The following is a 13,372-nucleotide window of genomic DNA, read 5'->3' as shown; positions in this document are numbered from 1 at the left end:
AGGAGGCGCCGATCTTCCAGGTCGCCGACTACGGCCTCGTCGCCGACCTCTTCAAGGCGGTGCCGGAGCTGACGGCCGAGCTGGACAAGGCCTAATCGGCCGGTCCTCTGCCCAAATCAAGCGGGCCAAAGACAAGCGGGAAAGCTCATATGTCCACGATCAAGAAGATTGGCGTCATCGGTGCCGGCCAGATGGGCAGCGGCATCGCCCACGTCTGCGCGCAGGCGGGGTACGAGGTCGTCATCTCCGACATCAGCACGGAGATTCTGCAGAAGTCGGTGGCCGCCATCTCCAAGAACATGGACCGTCAGGTTCAGAAGGGGAAACTGACGGAGGCCGACAAGACGGCGGCGATCGCCCGCATCTCCACCGGTTCCGACCTGTCCGTGTTCCATGACGCCGATCTCGTGGTCGAGGCCGCGACGGAGAACGAAGCGCTCAAGCGCGAGATCTTCAAGAAGCTGGTCCCGAACCTGAAGCCCGAGGCGCTGATCGCGACGAACACCTCGTCGATCTCGATCACCCGCCTCGCGGCCTCGACCGACCGCCCGTCCAAGTTCATGGGCATGCATTTCATGAACCCGGTGCCGGTGATGCAGCTCGTCGAGCTGATCCGCGGCATCGCGACGGACGAGGCGACCTTCAACGCGATCAGCGAGCTGACGGCGAACATCGGCAAGACCGCGGCGGTGGCCGAGGACTTCCCGGCCTTCATCGTCAACCGCATCCTGCTGCCGATGATCAACGAGGCGGTCTACACCCTCTATGAGGGGGTGGGCGGCGTCCAGGCCATCGACACGGCGCTGAAGCTGGGGGCCAACCACCCGATGGGCCCGCTGGAGCTGGCGGACTTCATCGGCCTGGACACCTGTCTGGCGGTCATGCAGGTCCTCTACGAGGGTCTGGCCGACAGCAAGTACCGCCCCTGCCCGCTGCTGGTGAAGTATGTCGAGGCCGGCTGGGTCGGCCGCAAGGTCGGCCGCGGCTTCTACGACTACTCCAAGAACCCGCCGGTCCCGACGCGCTGACGCGGCGGCTCCGAACGGACGCTGGAGCGAAGCCCGCCCTGGGAAACCGGGGTGGGCTTCGTGCTTTTGCGGAACCGCTGCGCTCGCGCTCTGTTCGTCCCGCAGGGGCGGGTGAACAGCGGAAAGGACGGGGGCGATGCGGCGCGGCTTCCTGACGGCAATGCTTGTGGCCTGTCTGTCCGGCCCGGTCCTCGCGCAGGCGCCGGGCTCCGCCCCGACACCTCCTCCCACCCTGTCCCGGCAGGAGCGCAACTTCATCGCCGAGGCGTTGGCCGACGGCATGGCCGAACAGACGCTCGGCAAGCTGGCCCAGGACCGGGCGGAAACCGAGCCGGTTCGCCGCTTCGCCCGCCGCATGGCGGACGATCACGGGCTGAAGACCGACCGGCTGGCCGGCATGGCGCTGCGCCACGGCATCCCCATCCCGCGTGAGTTGAGCCTGTCCGCCCGCGCCCATATGTCCAGCCTGCGCGACACGCCGGAGGGCGCCTTCGACCGCCGCTACATGGCCGCGGAGGAGGAGACCCACGCCCGCGCCATCAAGCTGTACGAGGCGCAGGCCGAGCGGGGCGGCGAGACGGGGGACTTTGCCCGCGACGCCCTGCCCATGCTGCACAGCCATTTCGAGGAGGCGCGGGGCATCATGGCCGAGTTGGCCCGCCGCCCGGCCCCACCGCAGACCCAGGCACCTCCGGGAATGTCCGGTTCGTCGGAGTAAGAGCAATCTTGCACCCCCTCTCCCCAGAGGGGAGAAGGGATTTGGGACGCATCACCCGCCCGTCTTCACCACGCCGCCGCGGCTGTCGCGGTTCGGGCCGCCGCCGTGGCCCATGTGCTTGCGCAGGAAGGCGATGACCTCCGGCGAGTCCCATTCCACCGCGCCTTCAATACGGCCAAGCTCGCGGCCCTCCTGATCGACCAGCAGAGTGGTCGGCAGGCCGCGCAGCTTCAGCGTCTGCATGGAGGCGCTCGACGGGTCGAGGTAGAGGTCGAGGTTCTTCACGCCGGTCCGCTGGTAGAAGGGCTGCACCTGATCCCTGCCGCCGCGGTCCACCGACAGCGCCACCACCTGGAAGCCAGGCCCGCCCAGTTGCGCCTGGAGGCGGTCGAGCGCCGGCATCTCCTTCACGCAGGGCGCGCACCAGGTCGCCCACAGATTTAGCAGGACCAGACGGTCCTTGAATTCCGACAGATCGACCCGGCGGCCCTCCCCGTCCAGGAAGGGCAGCTCCGGCACCGGCGTCAGCGGCTCCATGTAGCGGAACTTGTCCAGACCCACCGCCGTCACCCCGGAGGAGGGCTGGTTGGCCGGCTGGTCCAGCGTCAGCACGGCGGGCGGCGGCGGGGCCGACGGTCCGGCCAGCGCCATCCACAGCCCGGCACCGCCCAGCGTCACACAAAAGATTGCGGTGGCCGCCAAAGTCCGCATACTCACGCTTCCCGTCCTCCCACCCGTATTGTGTCCGCCATGAGCGCCGAACAGCCCAAGCCGAACCATCAAGACCGCGCCGCCCAAAACGGCCCGGCCCCGGCCGCCAGCCAGATGTGGGGCGGCCGCTTCGCCCGCGGTCCCGCCGCCATCATGGAGAAGATCAACGCCTCCATCGGCTTCGACAAGCGGCTGGCCGACCAGGACATCGCCGGGTCGAAGGCTCACGCCGCCATGCTGGCGCGCCAGGGCATCATAACCCAGGCCGACGCCGATGCCATCCGCGAAGGGCTGGACCGGGTCAAGGAAGAGATCGACTCCGGAGCCTTCACCTTCAAGGTGGAACTGGAGGACATCCACATGAACGTGGAGGCCCGGCTGGCCGAGCTGATCGGCGAGCCGGCCAAGCGCCTGCACACCGGACGGTCGCGCAACGACCAGGTGGCGACCGACTTCAAGCTGTGGGTGCGCGACGCGCTCGACCGCGCCGACCAGGGGCTGAAGGCGCTCCAGGCCGCGCTGATCGATCTGGCGGAGAAGCACACCGACACGGTGATGCCGGGCTTCACCCACCTCCAGGCCGCCCAGCCGGTCAGCTTCGGCCACCACCTGCTGGCCTATGTGGAAATGTTCGGGCGCGACCGCGGCCGCCTGCGCGACGCCCGCGCCCGGCTGAACGAGTGCCCGCTCGGCTCCGCCGCGCTGGCCGGCACACCCTACCCCATCGACCGCTTCATGACGGCGGAGGCGCTGGGCTTCGACCGGCCCACCGCCAACTCGCTGGACGCCGTGTCCGACCGCGACTTCGCGCTGGAGTATCTGGCCGCCGCCAGCATCTGTGGCATGCACCTCTCCCGCTTCGCGGAGGAGATCGTGCTGTGGTGCTCCGCGCAGTTCCGCTTCATCAAGCTGACGGACGCCTTCACCACCGGCTCCTCCATCATGCCGCAGAAGAAGAACCCGGACGCGGCGGAGCTGGTGCGCGCCAAGGCCGGGCGGGTCATCGGCAGCCTGAACAGCCTGCTGGTCGCCATGAAGGGCCTGCCGCTGGCCTATTCCAAGGACATGCAGGAGGACAAGGAGCCGGTCTTCGAGGCCGATGACACGCTGGCGCTGTGCATCGCCGCCATGGAAGGCATGGTGCGCGACATGCAGCCGAACGTGCCGGCGCTGCGCGAGGCGACCGACCGCGGCTTCCTCAACGCCACCGACCTCGCCGACTGGCTGGTGCGGGAACTGAACATCCCCTTCCGCGAGGCGCACCACATCACCGGGCGCGCCGTGAAGGCGGCGGAGGACAAGCGCGTCGGCCTGACCGCCCTGACCCTGGAGGAGTTGCAGGCCATCGAGCCGCGAATCACCGAGTCCGTCTTCCCGGCGCTGAGCATCGAGGCGTCGCTGGACAGCCGGCGCAGCTTCGGCGGCGCCTCCCCCGTGCGCGTGCGCGAGGCCGTCGCGGCGGCGCGGGAGCGCTTCCTGTGAGGCGCCCGCTGCTGATCCTGGCGACCGCCGCCGTCGCGCTGACGCTGGCCGGCTGCGGCAAGAAGCCGAGCTTCGTCGATCCCCCGCAGGGCAAGGAAGCCGACAAATTCCCCGGCACCTACCCGAACCCGAAGACCGACCCCAAGCCCGGTCAGCCGTCCTCCGGAGCCCGCTTCCCATGAGCGCCTTCGCCTACCGCAACGGCGTGATGCACGCCGAATCCGTGCCGCTATCCACCATCGCGGCGGAGGTCGGCACCCCCTTCTACTGCTATTCCACAGCGGCGCTGGAGGCGCATTACAGCGCCTACGCCGGAGCCTTCGCGGGGCAGGACGCCGACGTCTGCTACGCGGTGAAGGCCAACTCCAACCTCGCCGTCATCCGCGCCTTCGCCCGGCTGGGGGCCGGCGCCGACGTGGTGTCGGGCGGCGAGATGCGCCGCGCGCTGGCCGGCGGCATCCCGGCCGGCAAGATCATCTTCTCCGGCGTCGGCAAGACGCGCGAGGAGATGCGCGCCGCTCTGGAGGCCGGAATCCACCAGATCAACGTGGAATCCATCCCGGAGGTGGAGGCCCTGTCGGAGGTGGCGGTCAGCCTGGGCGTCACCGCGCCCATCGCCTTCCGCGTGAATCCCGACGTGGACGCCAAGACCCACGCCAAGATCGCGACGGGCAAGAAGGAGAACAAGTTCGGCGTCGACTACGACCACGCGCGGGAGGTCTACGCCCAGGCCGCCAAGCTGCCGGGCATCAAGCCGGTGGCCATCGCCGTCCACATCGGGTCGCAGCTGACCGACCTCGCCCCCTTCCGCGCCGCTTACGAGCGGGTGGCGGCGCTGCTCCACGTCCTGCGCGAGGACGGGCACGACATCACCCGCCTCGACCTCGGCGGCGGGCTGGGCATCGTCTACAAGCATGAGGCGCCGCCGGACATCGCCGACTACGCCGCCATGGTGAAGTCGATCACCGGCAATCTCGGCTGCCGCATCTCGCTGGAGCCGGGCCGCTCGCTGGTCGGTAACGCCGGCATCCTGGTGTCGCGGGTGATCTACCTGAAGCAGGGGCTGCACCGCCGCTTCGTCATCATCGACGCGGCGATGAACGACCTGATCCGCCCCACCCTCTACGAGGCCTACCACGGCATCGTCCCGGTGACCGAGCCCGCCAAGGGCGCCGCCACCGAGCCCTACGACGTCGTCGGCCCGGTCTGCGAGAGCGGCGACACCTTCGCGCTCCAGCGCGCGCTGCCGGCGATGGCGCCGGACGAGCTGGTGGCGATCCTGTCGGCGGGGGCCTATGGCGCGGTCATGTCCTCCACCTACAACACCCGCCCGCTGATCCCGGAGGTGTTGGTGAACGGCGACCAGTTCTCCGTCATCCGGCCGCGCGTGTCGGTGGAGGAGCTGCTGGCTCTGGACCGCGTGCCGGACTGGCTGAAGGCCTGAACCGGCGCTTCACGCCCGGCCTTTCACACGAGCCGGCCAAAAACCGTCAGGAAGGGGGCATCCAACCCGAAGGGAGCCCCTTTCCATGACGTCCATCCGCTTGAACGGCGCCTTCCGCGACGCCGTCGCCGACATCACCCTGGCCGTCGCCCAGGACCCCAACCTCGTTGCGCTGGTCATGCGCTGGAACGAGGACGACACCCTTCTCTGGACTCTCAACTCTCTGCCCAATGGCCAGAACACCGTTCCGGGCGGCGGCGCGGCGCACGCCGAGGAGGCGCTGATCGCCAATTGGGACGTCTATGTCGAGCAGAACGACGGGCAGGAACCCGACACCGTCGAGATCCTGCTGACCAAAAGCCCCTGCCTGGACCGCTCCCCGGAACGTCAGATGGACGGCAGCGTCTGGCCGAAGGGCTGCTCGTCCAAGTTGCGGCAGCTCGTCCTGGCGAAGCCCGCCAACGACTGGCGCATCGGCTTCCTCGCCTACTACCAGGAGGACATCCGCATCGACGCGCAGGCCTATGGCGCCATCGCGGAGTTCGCGGGAATTACCAAAGCCGACGTCTATCTGTGGGCCGACCGGCATAAAGGCTGAGGATCAAGTGGACGCGCAAGCGCCGAACCGGGAGCGCCCGGTGCGTGCGATAACCGCTGCACAGAGCCATCCATAAGGCGTATGATTCCCCGTTCGAGAAACGGGCGGGGATCATCATGGAGTGGGACGCGGCCTATGCCATCGGTCAAAGCGCGGTGGACGGAGACCACCAGCGCCTGTTTCAGCTCTTCAACCAGTTCAGCGCGGCCATCGCCGCCGGGGAAACGCGGGAGTCCGCGAACCGCTTCCTGCGCGAGCTGGCCGATTATTCAGCCTATCACTTCCGCCGCGAGGAAGGGCTGATGCACGCGGTCGGGTACCCCGACTACTCCAAGCACAAGAAGATGCACGACACGTTCGCGGATTTCGTCCGCCGGCAGTCCGACTCCGGCGCGCGCGATCTGGAGGAGGTCCAGTTCCTCCAGAGCTACGTCGAGATGTGGCTGTGCGGCCATATCCTGGTCATGGACAAGTGGTTCGGCGAATGGCTGGAGGGTCGGGGCGGAGATTCAGGCGCGGCGGCCCCGACGTCCTGAGGGCCGGGCTGCGAAAGCCCGCTCCGGGGCCGGCCGCCGGCCCGCCGCCCCGCCTCCGAAAGCCGCCTTTGAAAGCCGACTACGTCTTGTAGGGATTGGCCGCCCACGACGCCAGATGGGTCTCGAGTTCGTCGTCGCCATCATAATACAGCCATTCGGTTTCCTCCCTCGACAGGGGCTTGGTCGGTGAGGGCCGATAGAGCTTGTCGTAAGGCACCGAGAAAACTCCCAGGTCGGGCGCCGTCTCGAGAATTTTTTTCACCCATCCCTCGGCTCTTGCATAGAGTGTCTCGTAATCCGTCGCGACGGACAGGAACGGATTGTCGTTTGTGTTTTCCGATTGGCTGCCGAACGAGCTTTGCTTGATCGCCCAGTCGTTCAGCACCGCATCGCTGGGTTTGGCGAAGCCGCCGCCAGTGGTGTTCCGGCGGCGCGACTTCCAATCGGTCACTTTGGCCTTGTCGGCGAACCGATAGACCAGGACATGTCCAGGCTGGGAGGCATCGAGTTGGAATCGTTCCTCGGCAGCGTTTTCCACCGAGAAATTCTTGGGATTTGGCATGGGGCGCTCCTGATCGGACGGAACCGGGCGGGCGCGATGCGCCTCGCCTTCTGGAGAACGTCCGATCGACCGCGGTCGTGAAGGGGAAAGAGCGCCACTCCCTCTCGCCGGCCGGGCTCCCTATTTCGAATCGGCATGGTTGAGGCCGCCTTATCCGGACTGCCTCATTTTTAGACTGCCTTATTTTGGACATGGCGCAATGTTTCGTTAGCCGACCGGCATGCCGGACCGCGACAGACGGCGCAGCCGAGCCTATATCCTGACGATGTTCCGGCGGCGGTTTCTCCTCCCGCCCGGTGCCTGACCTGACGGGAGAGCGGCATGAGCGACAGCAAGGACGGGTTCCGGTTCCCCCTGCACAAGGAGGCGCCCCCCGCACCCGCGCCGCGGGAGCCCCGCCTCCGCATGGGGCAGGCCCGCGCCGCCCTGCTCTGGGAACGGCTGTGGCCGGCACTCTGGGCGCCCATCACCATCGCCGGGGCCTTCCTCGCTTTGGCCCTACTGAATGTCTTCCTGCTTCTGCCGGGCTGGCTGCACGCCCTGGTCCTGCTGCTCTTCGTCGCCGCCATCGGCTGGACCGGATGGCGCGGGCTGCGCGCCTTCCGCCTGCCGGACGAGGACGCCGCCCGCCGCCGGCTGGAGCGCGACAGCGGCCTCCCCCACCGCCCCCTCCACGCGCTGCGCGACACGCCCGCCGGCAACGACCCCGTCGCCGCGGAGCTGTGGCGCCTGCACCAGGAGCGGGTGCGCGCCGCCATGCGGCGGCTGCGCGTCGCCATGCCGCTGTCCGACGGCCTCGCCGCCCAGGACCGCTACGCCCTGCGGGCGCTGGTGGCCCTCGTGCTGATCGCCGCGGGCGGAGCGACCTGGGGCGACTGGAAGCCGCGGCTGGCCGCCGCGGTCACCCCGCATTTCGGCGGTACGGCGACGGCCTCCGTCGCGACGCTCGACCTCTGGGTGACGCCGCCGGAATACACCGGCCTGCCGCCGGTCTTCCTGAAATCGGCCAACCCCGCCCACACGCCGAGCCTCGCCGATCCCGTGCCCGTCCCCAAGGGCAGCCTCGTGCTGGCCCGCGTCACCGGCGGCAGCGGCACGCCGTCGCTGGAGGCCGGCACCAAGACCGCCGCCTTCGAGGCCGTCGACTCCTCGACCTTCCAGATCCAGCAGCCCATCGAGGACGGCAACCGCATCGCCGTGACCCAGGGGTCCAACATGCTGGGCGGCTGGAACGTCCGGATCATCCCGGACAACCCGCCGACCATCGCCTACGCCAGCCCCCCGGCCAAGGGAGAGCGCGGCGCGCTGCGGCTGGACTACGTCGCTCAGGACGATTACGGGCTGGCCGAGGCCAAGGCCGTCGTCCGGCTGGCCCTGCCGGAGGGCGAGGCCCCGGCCCTCGACCGTAGCCCTCTGGAACTGCCGCTGGCCCTGCCCGGCGCCCGCCCGCGCGAGGCGCGCAACGCCGCCTTCCACGACCTCACCGCCCATCCCTGGGCCGGGCTGAACGTCACCATCCGCCTGACCGCGCTCGACGGCGCCGGCCAGACCGGCAGCACGGAGGATGTGGCGATGGTCCTGCCGGAGCGCGTGTTCAACCACCCGGTCGCCCGCGCCATCGTGGAGGAGCGCAAGAAGCTGACCCTGCGGCCCCAGCAGCTCCGCGTCGAGGTGGCCCGCGCCCTGGCCGAGATCTCGGCGCGGCCGAGCCAGTTCGGCGGCGATCTGGTGGCTTTCCTGGCGATGCGCACGGCGGTGAACCGCCTGCTGCTGGACGAGGAGGCGGCCTCGGTGCCCGCCGTCCAGCAACTGCTGTGGGAAACCGCGCTGCGCATCGAGGACGGCGGCCTGTCGCTGGCCGAGCGCGACCTGCGCGACGCCGAGCGCCGCCTCGCCGAGGCACTGGAGCGCGGCGCGGACGACCAGGAGCTGAAGAAGCTGATGGACGAGCTTCAGGCGGCGCTCGACAAGTTCCTCGACGCCATGGAACAGCAGATGCGCGAAGCGCTGGAACGCGGCGATCCGATCCCCATGGTGCCGCCGGAAATGGCCGACCAGATGATGGACCGCCAGGACCTCCAGCGCATGATGGAGCAGATGCGGCAGATGGCCGAGACTGGCGCCCGCGACGCCGCGCGGCAGATGCTGTCCCAGCTCCAGCAGATGATGGAGAACATGCGCAACGGCGCCATGGCCCAGATGCAGCAGCAGGGCCAGAACGAGGCTGCGCAGATGATGCGCGAGCTTCAGGAGCTGACGCAGCGGCAGCAGCAGCTGCTCGACCAGACCTTCCGCCAGTCACAGGAGCAGATGGGCCAGCAGGACGGGCAGCAGGGCCAGCAGCAGGGGCCGCGCAACCGCCAGGGCCGTCCGCAGCAGGGGCAGCAAGGCCAGCAGGGCCAGTCCGGCAGTCCGCTGATGCAGCAGCAGGCCGAACAGCAGGAGGCGCTGCGCCGCCAGCTCGGCGAGCTGATGCGCCGCATGGGCGAACAGCAGGGCGGCGAGATCCCCCGCCCGCTGGGCCGCGCCGAACGGGCCATGCGCGACGCGGGCCAAGCGCTCCAGCAGGGGCAGCCCGGCTCCGCCGTTCCGTCGCAGACCCAGGCGATGGATGAGCTTCAGCAGGGCATGCAGGCGATGGCCGAGCAGATGATGCAGCAGATGATGGGCCAGCAGGGCCCGGCCATGAGCGGGCAGCAGCCCGGACAGGCGCAGCAGCGCCAGGGCCAGGGCCGCAACCGCGACCCGCTGGGCCGCCGCCCCTCCGGCTTCGGCAACTACAACAACGAAGACGTGAAGATCCCCGAGGAAGCCGAACTCCAGCGCGCCCGCGAAATCCTCGACGAGCTGCGCCGCCGTTCCGGCCAGTATGGCCGCCCGCAGATGGAGCGCGAGTACATCGACCGGCTGCTGAAGCAGTTTTGACCGGCCGCTGAAGCAGTTTTAAGGCGGGGGGAGCGGGCGGCTTTACCGGAGGGCGGCGCTGGTGCAGTATCCGCCGCGCAAGGCGCCGCCGCTTGCCCTTCAGGCACGGACGCCCCCGGACACAACGAACGTTTCCTCATGGTCGCGGTCCTTTCGAACCACGGGTCGGGCGGGCTTGCCCCGCAGCGCCCGGAACTGACGCTCGGCAGCAAGTTCCGCATGATCAACTGGGGGCTGGTGCTCCTGGTCTGCATCATCACGTCGGTCGGGGTGGCCCTGCTCTACTCGGCCGCCGGCGGCAACTGGAAGCCTTGGGCGCAGCCGCAGCTCGTGCGCGCCATCCCCGGCCTCATCCTGATGCTGATGATCGCGCTGATCGACGTGCGGCATCTGATGAAGTCCGCCTACGCCATCTTCCTGATCGTTCTCTGCCTTCTGGTGGCGGTGGAACTGATGGGGCGCATCGGCATGGGTGCGCAGCGCTGGATCGACCTGGGATTCTTCCAGCTCCAGCCGTCGGAATTGATGAAGCCGGCCCTGACCCTGGCGCTGGCCCGCTATTTCCACGGCATCTCGCTGGACCAGATCGGCCGCCCGCTGCTGCTGATCCCGCCCTTGCTGCTGGTCTTCATCCCGGTGGCCCTGGTGCTGATGCAGCCGAACCTGGGCACCTCGCTGCTGCTGATCATGGGCAGCGGCGCCGTCTTCTTCGCGGCGGGCGTGAGGATCTGGAAGTTCCTGGTGGTCATCGGCGGCGGCCTGTCGGCCATTCCCATCGCCTGGGAATTCCTGCACGATTACCAGAAGCAGCGCGTCTACACCTTCCTCGACCCGGAGACCGACCCGCTCGGTGCCGGCTACAACATCCTGCAGTCGAAGATCGCCCTGGGATCGGGCGGGCTGTTCGGCAAGGGCTTCATGTCCGGGTCGCAGAGCCAGCTGATGTTCCTGCCGGAGAAGCACACCGACTTCATCTTCGTCGTGCTGGCGGAGGAGTTCGGGATGGTCGGCGCGCTGATCCTGCTGGCGCTGTACCTGATGCTGTTCATCTACGGCGTCGTCATCGCGCTGAGCTGCCGCAGCCAGTTCGCCCGGCTGGTGGCGGTCGGCATGACCGCGCAGTTCTTCCTCTACGTGATGGTCAACGTGTCGATGGTGACCGGCCTGATCCCGGTGGTGGGCATCCCGCTGCCGCTGGTGTCCTACGGCGGATCCGCGATGATGACGCTGATGGTCGGCGTGGGGCTTCTGCTCAGCATGTCGGTCCACCGCGAGGTCCGCATCCCCAAGAGCGGCGTCACGGAACTGTGACGCCGCTCTTCGGAGCGCTTCGTCAGCCCTCCGAGACCTCGCCGTTCTCCTGGATCAGCACCTTGTCGATGCGTCGGCCGTCCATGTCGATGACCTCGAAGCGCAGGCCGTTCCAGTGGAAATGCTCCGCGGCGGTGGGGACATGGCCCAGCCGGTCCAGCATGAAGCCGGCGATGGTGTGGTAATCGCCCTCGCCCTTCAGCCCCTTCACGCCGACCAGCGACTCCACCTCCTCCACCGGGGTCATGCCGTCGACCAGCCAGGAGCCGTCCTCGCGCTGGACCGCGACGCCGTCGCCTTCCTGCCCCTGTTCGGGCATCTCGCCGGCGATGGCTTCCATGATGTCGGTGACGGTGGCGATGCCCTCGACGCTGCCATACTCGTCCACCACCACGGCCATGTGGATGCTGGCCTGCTTGAACAGCTCCAGCAGCCGCAGGACGGGGGTGCCGTCATGGACGATCAGCGGCTCCACCATCGCCTCGCGCAGGTCGAAGCTGCGGCCCTGGAGCGCCTGGTTGAGCAGCGCCTTGCTGGACACGATGCCCTGCACCTCGTCCACGTCGCCGCGGCAGACCAGGAAGCGGGAATAACCGCTGGCCTGGATCTCCTTGGCGATGGCCTCGGGCGGGTCGTCGAGGTCGATCCACACGAGGTCCGGGCGCGGCGTCATGATCGACCGCACGGTGCGGTCGGACAGGCGGAACACGCCTTCGATCATCTGCCGCTCGGCGGGTTCGAAGACGCCGGTCTGGGTGCCCTCCTTGATGAGGCTCTTGACCTCCTCCTCGGTGACGGTCTGCTCGCGCGCGGTGGGCAGGCGCAGCAGCTTCATCACGCCCTCGGTCGAGACGCCGAGCAGCCAGACCAGCGGCATGGCGATGCGCGACAGGACGCTCATCGGGCCGGCCACCCCGGCGGCGATGCGCTCCGCGTTCACCAGCGCCATGCGCTTGGGCACCAGCTCGCCGATGATCAGCGACAGGTAGGTGATCGCGGCGACCACCAGCGCGAAGCCGACCTGCTGCCCGTAAGGGGCGACCCAGGAGACGTTGGCGTCCAGGACGGTGCCCAGCCGGTCGGCCAGGGTCGCACCACCATAGGCACCGGCGATGATGCCGATCAGCGTGATGCCGACCTGCACGGTGGAGAGGAAGTTGCCGGGGTCCTCCGACAGTTTCAGCGCGGCGCGGGCGCCCTTGCTGCGTGTTTCCTCGGCCATCTGCTGAAGCCGCGCGCGCCGCGACGACACCAGCGCCATTTCCGACATCGCGAAAAAGGCGTTCAGCAGGATCAGCAAAATGATGACCAGAACTTCCCAGATCATGGCGTCGAGCCCGCGGGCGCTCCCTTTATGAAGACAGTTTGTCGAAGATCAGCATGCCGGCCTGCCCGAAACCGAACAGGATGGCGGCGATGATGACGATGGCGATCAGTCCGGCGACGAGGCCGGCGACAACGAAGGCCCCGTCCCTCTCGATCAACCCCAGCGCAATCAGCGCGATGGCCAGCGCCGGAGGTTGGTTGCCGAAAACGATGGGGAGGGCCAGGATTGCGGCCAGGATCATCACGGCCACGCCGAGCAGCCGCTCCGCCGTCGGGGCGGTCATCGCCGGCAGGCGCGGACGCAGATGCCGCTCCAGCCGGTCGACGTGGGGCTTCGCCTTCGCGATCACGCGCAGGAAGGCGTCCCGGTCGAGCGTGAGGGCGGCCAGCCGGCGCGGCAGCCAGGGACGGTCGCGCCCGGCGGCGATCTGGGCGCCGATCAGCAGCATCGGCAGGCCCGTCGCCGTGGACAGCCCCGGCACCGGCAGGATGTTCGGAATGGACAGGATCAGAAGCAGGGCGCCGAAGGCGCGGTCGCCCAGAATGCCCACGAGGTCGCCCAGCGCGATCCGCGCGCCATGATCGTGGTTCAGGAAATCGTCCAGCACCGCCGAAGCGGGGTTCACCGGCGGGAGGCCGGTGGTCGCGGCATCGCCGCGGTCAACGTCCTCCGGAGCCTGATGGTCCGGGGACGTGTCGGGAGGTCGGCCGTCGCTCACGGCGCTCCCCAC

The 13,372-nt window shown here is 68.7% G+C and carries 13 protein-coding genes; 9 read left to right on the top strand and 4 right to left on the bottom strand.

The window, feature by feature from the left end; translation table 11 throughout:
* The first annotated feature begins 149 nt into the window (after positions 1-149).
* Together H0B54_RS18630 and H0B54_RS18625 are read left to right on the top strand one after the other, a co-directional pair.
* Complete coding sequence (locus H0B54_RS18630; protein ID WP_188261566.1) at positions 150-1,028, top strand: 3-hydroxybutyryl-CoA dehydrogenase; 879 nt, start codon at positions 150-152, stop codon at positions 1,026-1,028.
* A 136-nt stretch (positions 1,029-1,164) separates the two neighbouring features.
* On the top strand, positions 1,165-1,746 hold the full coding sequence (locus H0B54_RS18625; protein WP_188261565.1) for a DUF4142 domain-containing protein: 582 nt from the start codon (positions 1,165-1,167) through the stop codon (positions 1,744-1,746).
* A 51-nt stretch (positions 1,747-1,797) separates the two neighbouring features.
* Here H0B54_RS18625 and H0B54_RS18620 read toward each other — a convergent pair whose 3' ends face one another.
* Entirely contained in the window at positions 1,798-2,457 is a 660-nt protein-coding gene (locus tag H0B54_RS18620) for a TlpA family protein disulfide reductase (protein WP_188261564.1), read from the bottom strand.
* A gap of 39 nt (positions 2,458-2,496) precedes the next feature.
* Here H0B54_RS18620 and argH point away from each other — a divergent pair, with 39 nt between their 5' ends.
* From argH to H0B54_RS18595, 5 genes are all read left to right on the top strand, one after another.
* A complete protein-coding gene (argH, locus tag H0B54_RS18615) occupies positions 2,497-3,939 on the top strand; it encodes an argininosuccinate lyase (RefSeq protein WP_188261563.1) in 1,443 nt (480 codons plus the stop codon).
* The gene (locus tag H0B54_RS18610; protein ID WP_174441325.1) at positions 3,936-4,121 is read left to right on the top strand and encodes a hypothetical protein; all 186 of its coding nucleotides are present in this window, start codon (positions 3,936-3,938) and stop codon (positions 4,119-4,121) included. Before argH ends, H0B54_RS18610 begins: the two co-directional genes overlap by 4 nt.
* On the top strand, positions 4,118-5,383 hold the full coding sequence (gene lysA / locus H0B54_RS18605; protein WP_188261562.1) for a diaminopimelate decarboxylase: 1,266 nt from the start codon (positions 4,118-4,120) through the stop codon (positions 5,381-5,383). The genes H0B54_RS18610 and lysA overlap by 4 nt, the downstream gene beginning before the upstream one ends.
* 85 nt (positions 5,384-5,468) lie before the next feature.
* A complete protein-coding gene (locus tag H0B54_RS18600; RefSeq protein WP_188261561.1) occupies positions 5,469-5,981 on the top strand; it encodes a hypothetical protein in 513 nt (170 codons plus the stop codon).
* A gap of 116 nt (positions 5,982-6,097) precedes the next feature.
* On the top strand, positions 6,098-6,517 hold the full coding sequence (locus tag H0B54_RS18595) for a bacteriohemerythrin (protein ID WP_188261560.1): 420 nt from the start codon (positions 6,098-6,100) through the stop codon (positions 6,515-6,517).
* Positions 6,518-6,596: 79 nt separating this feature from the next.
* On the opposite strand, the gene H0B54_RS18590 is transcribed toward H0B54_RS18595, so the two are convergent.
* Positions 6,597-7,079: a hypothetical protein gene (locus H0B54_RS18590; protein WP_188261559.1), complete on the bottom strand. Its 483-nt coding sequence runs from the start codon at positions 7,077-7,079 to the stop codon at positions 6,597-6,599.
* A 321-nt stretch (positions 7,080-7,400) separates the two neighbouring features.
* Between H0B54_RS18590 and H0B54_RS18585 the strand changes: the two genes are divergently transcribed.
* Complete coding sequence (locus tag H0B54_RS18585; RefSeq protein ID WP_188261558.1) at positions 7,401-10,004, top strand: TIGR02302 family protein; 2,604 nt, start codon at positions 7,401-7,403, stop codon at positions 10,002-10,004.
* A gap of 138 nt (positions 10,005-10,142) precedes the next feature.
* Entirely contained in the window at positions 10,143-11,315 is a 1,173-nt protein-coding gene (gene rodA / locus H0B54_RS18580) for a rod shape-determining protein RodA (RefSeq protein WP_188261557.1), read from the top strand.
* 22 nt (positions 11,316-11,337) lie between these two features.
* On the opposite strand, the gene H0B54_RS18575 is transcribed toward rodA, so the two are convergent.
* Both H0B54_RS18575 and H0B54_RS18570 read right to left on the bottom strand, forming a co-directional pair.
* A complete protein-coding gene (locus tag H0B54_RS18575; RefSeq protein ID WP_188261556.1) occupies positions 11,338-12,642 on the bottom strand; it encodes a hemolysin family protein in 1,305 nt (434 codons plus the stop codon).
* 25 nt (positions 12,643-12,667) lie between these two features.
* Positions 12,668-13,360, bottom strand: coding sequence for an exopolysaccharide biosynthesis protein (locus tag H0B54_RS18570; RefSeq protein ID WP_188261555.1), 693 nt, complete (start codon positions 13,358-13,360; stop codon positions 12,668-12,670).
* Positions 13,361-13,372 lie beyond the last annotated feature (12 nt).

Source organism: Azospirillum tabaci (genome assembly GCF_014596085.1).
GTDB classification, from domain to species: domain Bacteria; phylum Pseudomonadota; class Alphaproteobacteria; order Azospirillales; family Azospirillaceae; genus Azospirillum; species Azospirillum tabaci.
The sequence above is the reverse complement of the archived record's forward strand: the minus strand, read 5'-3'. Positions and strand labels throughout refer to the sequence as shown.

Excerpts from the sequence above, each read along its gene's own strand:
- H0B54_RS18600 (WP_188261561.1), top strand. The coding sequence starts at position 5,469 with ATGACGTCCATCCGCTTGAACGGCGCCTTCCGCGACGCCGTCGCCGAC.
- rodA (WP_188261557.1), top strand. The coding sequence starts at position 10,143 with ATGGTCGCGGTCCTTTCGAACCACGGGTCGGGCGGGCTTGCCCCGCAG.
- H0B54_RS18590 (WP_188261559.1), bottom strand. The coding sequence starts at position 7,079 with ATGCCAAATCCCAAGAATTTCTCGGTGGAAAACGCTGCCGAGGAACGA.
- H0B54_RS18625 (WP_188261565.1), top strand. The coding sequence starts at position 1,165 with ATGCGGCGCGGCTTCCTGACGGCAATGCTTGTGGCCTGTCTGTCCGGC.
- H0B54_RS18585 (WP_188261558.1), top strand. The coding sequence starts at position 7,401 with ATGAGCGACAGCAAGGACGGGTTCCGGTTCCCCCTGCACAAGGAGGCG.
- H0B54_RS18630 (WP_188261566.1), top strand. The coding sequence starts at position 150 with ATGTCCACGATCAAGAAGATTGGCGTCATCGGTGCCGGCCAGATGGGC.
- H0B54_RS18575 (WP_188261556.1), bottom strand. The coding sequence starts at position 12,642 with ATGATCTGGGAAGTTCTGGTCATCATTTTGCTGATCCTGCTGAACGCC.
- lysA (WP_188261562.1), top strand. The coding sequence starts at position 4,118 with ATGAGCGCCTTCGCCTACCGCAACGGCGTGATGCACGCCGAATCCGTG.
- H0B54_RS18595 (WP_188261560.1), top strand. The coding sequence starts at position 6,098 with ATGGAGTGGGACGCGGCCTATGCCATCGGTCAAAGCGCGGTGGACGGA.
- argH (WP_188261563.1), top strand. The coding sequence starts at position 2,497 with ATGAGCGCCGAACAGCCCAAGCCGAACCATCAAGACCGCGCCGCCCAA.
- H0B54_RS18620 (WP_188261564.1), bottom strand. The coding sequence starts at position 2,457 with ATGCGGACTTTGGCGGCCACCGCAATCTTTTGTGTGACGCTGGGCGGT.